This is a genomic window from Pseudomonas sp. HMWF006 (genome assembly GCF_003061205.1).
GTDB classification, from domain to species: Bacteria; Pseudomonadota; Gammaproteobacteria; order Pseudomonadales; family Pseudomonadaceae; genus Aquipseudomonas; species Aquipseudomonas monsensis.
Genome location: NZ_QAIU01000447.1, coordinates 16,157 through 21,238 on the forward strand (window position 1 = coordinate 16,157; position 5,082 = coordinate 21,238).

General features: G+C 59.9%; 7 protein-coding genes. All 7 read right to left on the reverse strand.

Annotated features, from left to right (window positions below; genetic code table 11):
- Positions 1–102, reverse strand: a 102-nt coding sequence (locus tag DBR24_RS32875; RefSeq protein ID WP_371921330.1) for a dTMP kinase, incomplete at its 3' end; no start/stop codon positions are given.
- 19 nt (positions 103–121) lie between these two features.
- A complete protein-coding gene (gene mltG / locus DBR24_RS18965; RefSeq protein ID WP_128615501.1) occupies positions 122–1,297 on the reverse strand; it encodes an endolytic transglycosylase MltG in 1,176 nt (391 codons plus the stop codon).
- Positions 1,298–1,300: 3 nt separating this feature from the next.
- Positions 1,301–2,116 (reverse strand): aminodeoxychorismate lyase, encoded by an 816-nt coding sequence (pabC, locus tag DBR24_RS18970; protein ID WP_128615502.1) that lies wholly within the window; start codon positions 2,114–2,116, stop codon positions 1,301–1,303.
- Positions 2,116–3,360, reverse strand: a complete 1,245-nt coding sequence (gene fabF, locus DBR24_RS18975) for a beta-ketoacyl-ACP synthase II (RefSeq protein ID WP_123466788.1) — start codon at positions 3,358–3,360, stop codon at positions 2,116–2,118. Before fabF ends, pabC begins: the two co-directional genes overlap by 1 nt.
- A 108-nt stretch (positions 3,361–3,468) precedes the next feature.
- Positions 3,469–3,705, reverse strand: coding sequence for an acyl carrier protein (acpP, locus tag DBR24_RS18980; RefSeq protein WP_003175607.1), 237 nt, complete (start codon positions 3,703–3,705; stop codon positions 3,469–3,471).
- A 196-nt stretch (positions 3,706–3,901) separates the two neighbouring features.
- Entirely contained in the window at positions 3,902–4,642 is a 741-nt protein-coding gene (gene fabG / locus DBR24_RS18985) for a 3-oxoacyl-ACP reductase FabG (RefSeq protein ID WP_123466790.1), read from the reverse strand.
- A gap of 16 nt (positions 4,643–4,658) precedes the next feature.
- Positions 4,659–5,082 (reverse strand): ACP S-malonyltransferase (locus DBR24_RS32880; protein ID WP_256591642.1); only part of this gene is annotated, 424 nt, incomplete at its 5' end.

Consider the following 5,082-nt stretch of genomic DNA (forward strand, 5'->3'; position numbering starts at 1 on the left):
CACCTCGACACCTGCGGCGCGCAGGCGCTCGGCGAGGTATTCGCGGTTGGTGCTTTTACCGGCGCCTTCCGGGCCTTCCAGGGTAATAAACAAGCCAGTCACAGGCAGTCCTTAATCAAAGTCATTGCGCGTTTTTCGGGGCGGCGGCTTCCGGTTCCGGCGCGGGCTGCGGCGGCGTAACCGGTGGCAGTGCTTGCGGTGCGGTGTCCGGTGATGCCGCAGGAATCGCTTCCTCGGTTGTCGGTGCCGCTTCAGGTGCAGTCGCCGGCGCCGGGCTCGAACGGTAATCGGCACGTCGCTTGAGCTGGAACTCGCGCACGGCACTGTTATGCGCATCCAGATCATCGGAGAACACATGGCTGCCATCGCCCCGCGCCACAAAGTACAGACTGGTGCCGTCGACCGGATTCAGCGCGGCGTGAATCGCTTCACGCCCGACCATAGCAATCGGCGTCGGCGGCAAACCGGGAATCACGTAAGTGTTGTAAGGCGTCGGCTCTTTGAGATGGGCACGGGTCAGCTTGCCCGTGTAGCGATCGCCCAGCCCGTAAATGACCGTCGGATCGGTCTGCAACTGCATGCCCAGGGCCATACGGCGCACAAAGACGCCGGCAATTTCCCCGCGCTCCTGTGGCACTCCGGTCTCCTTCTCGACCAGCGAGGCCATGATCAGCGCTTGATAGGGCTCGGTGTAGGGCGCATCGGCGGAGCGTTTTTCCCACTCCCTGGCCAGCACTTCATCGAGTCGATCGAACGCCTTCTTCAGCAGCTCGGCATCAGACATCCCGCGCACGAAGCGGTAGGTATCCGGGAAGAACCGCCCTTCCGGGAACACCCCTTTGTGGCCTATCTTTGTCATGACGTCGCTGTCGCTCAAACCGTTGAGGGTCTGCTCGATCTTTTCGTCTTTCGCCAACGCGGCGCGCACTTGATGGAAATTCCAGCCTTCGACCAGGGTCAGGCTGTACTGCACCACTTCACCGCGCTTCCACAAGTCGATCAGGCCGTTGACGGTCATGCCCGGCTGCATGCGGTATTCACCGCTGTGGATTGGCGTGCCGGCGAGATTGAAGCGCCAGTAAATCCGCAACCAGAATGCATCCTTGATGACGCCATCGGTTTCGAGTTCGAGGAAAGTACGGGTCGGGGTCGAGCCTTTCGGCACATCCAGCAGTTCTTCCTGCGTGATGTTCAGGGGCTGTTCCAGTGCGGAGTGAATCTTCCAGGCGCTGGCGCCCATCAGCAGCCCTGCCAGAACCAGTCCGGTTTCCAGCAGCAGCAAAAGTTTACGTCTCACGAATCAGGCATCCAGTAGGGCGCGGGCAATGGCTTGCAGTTTACGGGTGAGCGGGCCAACCGGCCAGCTCAGCGCAGCATAGGCACGAACCGGCCAGACGCCATACACGCTGTTACAGACAAAAACTTCATCAGCCCATTGCAGCTGTTCGAGGCTGATATCGGCGATTTGGGTGGGAATGGCCAGTGACTCGGCCTGAAACAATATTTCGGCACGCATCACGCCGGCGACACCACAGCGCTTCAGATCCGGCGTGATCAGCACCCCGTCGCGCACCACAAAGACATTGCTGAACACTCCTTCGATGACGCGACCGGCCTGATCGAGCATCAAGCCTTCGGCGTGTTCGCTGTCCTGCCATTCGGCACGGGCGAGAACCTGTTCCAGTCGATTGAGGTGTTTGAGCCCGGCAAGCAACGGCTGCTTTGATAAACGCGTGCTGCACGGAAACAGGCGGATGCCTTGTTCAGCATGAACCACCGGATAAGCCGCAGGAGGATTGCCTTGCAGAATGCGTCGGCCAGACGCCGTCGGATCCGGCGCGTAACCGCGCAAGCCGTCGCCACGGGTGAGGATGAGCTTGAGCACGCCCTCGCCCATCGCCGCCGCATAAACGAGCAGTTCGTGGCGAACCTGATCGAAGTCCGCCGCGATGGCCAGGCGCGCACAGCCATCGGCCAGACGCGTCAGGTGGCGATCCAGCAACAGCGGCTGGCCGCTGCGCACGGCGATGGTCTCGAACAGACCGTCGCCGTAAGCCAGGCCACGATCTTTCAGCGACAGAGTGTCAGCCGGTTGACCGTCGACCCAGCTGTCCATCAGCCTGCGAACCGGCGGAATGCCAAGGTGCCATTGGTGCCGCCAAAACCGAAGGAGTTGGACAGCACGACATCAATGTCCATGTTGCGCGCCGTGTGCGGCACGAAGTCGAGATCGCAGCCTTCGTCCGGCTCATCGAGGTTGATGGTCGGTGGCGCCACCTGGCTGTTGATCGCCAGCACGCTGAAGATTGCCTCGACCGCACCCGCCGCACCCAACAGGTGACCGGTCATGGACTTGGTGGAGCTGACCGCCATTTTGTAGGCATGGTCACCGAACACGGACTTGATCGCGTTGGCTTCGGCGAGGTCGCCAGCCGGGGTCGAAGTACCGTGGGCGTTGATGTATTGCACTTGATCGACGTTGATCTTCGCGTCGCGCAATGCATTGGTGATGCAGCGCGCAGCACCGGCGCCATCGGCGGGTGGCGAGGTCATGTGGAAGGCATCGCCACTGGTACCGAAACCGATCAGCTCGGCATAGATGGTCGCGCCGCGTGCCTTGGCGTGTTCCAGCTCCTCGAGGACTAGGGCGCCGGCACCATCGGACAGGACGAAACCATCACGGCCCTTGTCCCACGGACGGCTGGCACGGGTCGGCTCGTCGTTGCGGGTCGACAGCGCACGGGAGGCACCGAAGCCGCCCATGCCGAGGCCGCAAGCAGCCATTTCGGCACCGCCGGCAATCATCACGTCGGCTTCGTCGTACATGATGTTGCGCGCCGCCATGCCGATGCAGTGCGTACCAGTGGTGCACGCGGTGGCAATGGCGTAGTTAGGCCCCTGTGCCCCCAGATGGATGGACAGGAAACCGGAAATCATATTGATGATCGAGCCTGGCACGAAGAATGGCGAGATTCGACGCGGACCCGTTTCATGCAGGGTACGGCTGGTTTCTTCGATGTTGGTCAGACCGCCAATGCCAGAACCCATGGCCACGCCAATGCGTTCACGGTTGGCATCGGTGACTTCCAGACCGGCATTGCGCACGGCTTGAAAGCCTGCCGCGAGACCGTACTGGATGAACAGGTCGAGCTTGCGTGCTTCCTTGACCGACAGGTATTCCTCGACATTGAAGCCCTTTACCGAGCCGCCAAAGCGGGTGGAATAGGCAGAAAGGTCGGTGTGTTCGATCAGACCAATGCCACTGCGGCCAGCCAGAATGCCCTGCCAACTGCTCGGCACATCCGTGCCCAGTGGCGACAACATACCCATACCGGTGACTACGACGCGTCTACGCGACACAGCACTCTCCTTTTTCAAATGACGATTTTGCATCAGGCCTAAAGAAAAAACCGCACGCCATGATGGCAGTGCGGTTTTTCCATGACAGCAAACAACGATTACAAACTATTACGCCTGGTGGCTAGTAACGTAGTCGATTGCAGCTTGTACAGTAGTGATCTTCTCAGCTTCTTCGTCAGGGATTTCGGTCTCGAATTCCTCTTCCAGAGCCATCACCAGCTCAACGGTGTCAAGGGAGTCGGCACCCAGGTCTTCTACGAAGGAAGCGGTGTTGACCACTTCTTCTTCTTTAACACCCAGTTGCTCGGCAACGATTTTCTTGACGCGCTCTTCGATGGTGCTCATACCTTGTTTTCACTCCTAATGGACAAATTCAGGCAGCTGGCCAGTGGGTAAGTGTATAGAAAGACTTTTCAGCTTTTCAACTGAAAGCTTCACTCCTCAAACCCTGCGGCCCTCTGCCTATAAATAGATTGCAGCTTTATAACGGATTTTAGACAGCTCGTATGACATTTTTTTGAAGCAATCCGTCACATTTTACTTACATGTACATCCCACCGTTCACCGGGATTGTAGCCCCGGTGACGTATGCCGCACCGTCGGATGCAAGAAAAGCGACCACAGATGCGATCTCTTGAGCCTGCCCCAGACGACCCAGCGGAATCTGCGTCTGCAAGGCTTCACGCTGTGCTTCAGGCAGTTCACGGGTCATATCGGTGTCGATGAACCCAGGGGTCACCGAGTTGACCGTAATCGAACGAGAACCGACTTCACGCGCCATCGCCCGGCTGAAACCTTCCAGACCGGCCTTGGCGGCTGCATAGTTTACTTGGCCTGCGTTGCCCATGGCACCCACCACCGAGCCAATACTGATAATTCGACCCCAACGCGCCTTGGTCATGCCGCGCAGAACGCCCTTGGACAGGCGATACAGACTGTTCAGGTTGGTATCGATCACGTCGTACCACTCGTCGTCTTTCATGCGCATCATCAGGTTATCGCGGGTGATGCCGGCGTTATTGACCAGGATCGCCGGCGCACCGAACTGCTCCTGGATGCTCGCCAGCACCTTGCTGACCGATTCGTCGCTGGTGACGTTGAGTTCCAGACCGGTGCCCTGAATGCCGTGCTCTTTCAGCGTGGCGGCAATTGCCTCGGCACCTTTGGCGGAGGTCGCGGTACCCACGACGATGGCGCCCTGACGACCCAGTTCCAGCGCGATAGCCTGGCCGATACCGCGGCTTGCACCGGTGACCAGTGCAACTTTACCTTGCAGACTCATGCAAGCTTCTCCTGATTCAGGCTTGCGCTGCGCGAGCGGCAGCGAAAGCGTCTGGGGTATTGAGGTTGGAAGTCGAAACGCCTTCGGCGCAACGTTTGTTCAGACCGGCCAGGACTTTGCCCGGGCCGCATTCGACCAGACTGGTCGCGCCTTTGGCGGCCAGGGTCTGGACCGATTCAACCCAGCGCACTGGCTTGTACAGTTGTTCGAGCAGATCACGCTTGAGGGTTTCCAGATCGGCCGGCACTTGCGCGCTGACGTTCTGTACCACCGGGATCTGCGGCGCCTGCCAGTCGATGGCGGCGATGGATTCGGCGAAGCGCTCGGCGGCCGGGCGCATCAGTTCGCAGTGCGACGGCACGCTCACCGGCAGCGGCATGGCACGCTTGGCGCCACGGGCCTTGCAGCCTTCGATGGCGCGCTCAACGGCCGCCTTGGCA

What these genes read in the sequence shown, in the direction of transcription:
- acpP (WP_003175607.1), bottom strand. Translation starts at nt 3,705, where the DNA reads ATGAGCACCATCGAAGAGCGCGTCAAGAAAATCGTTGCCGAGCAACTG.
- pabC (WP_128615502.1), bottom strand. Translation starts at nt 2,116, where the DNA reads ATGGACAGCTGGGTCGACGGTCAACCGGCTGACACTCTGTCGCTGAAA.
- fabG (WP_123466790.1), bottom strand. Translation starts at nt 4,642, where the DNA reads ATGAGTCTGCAAGGTAAAGTTGCACTGGTCACCGGTGCAAGCCGCGGT.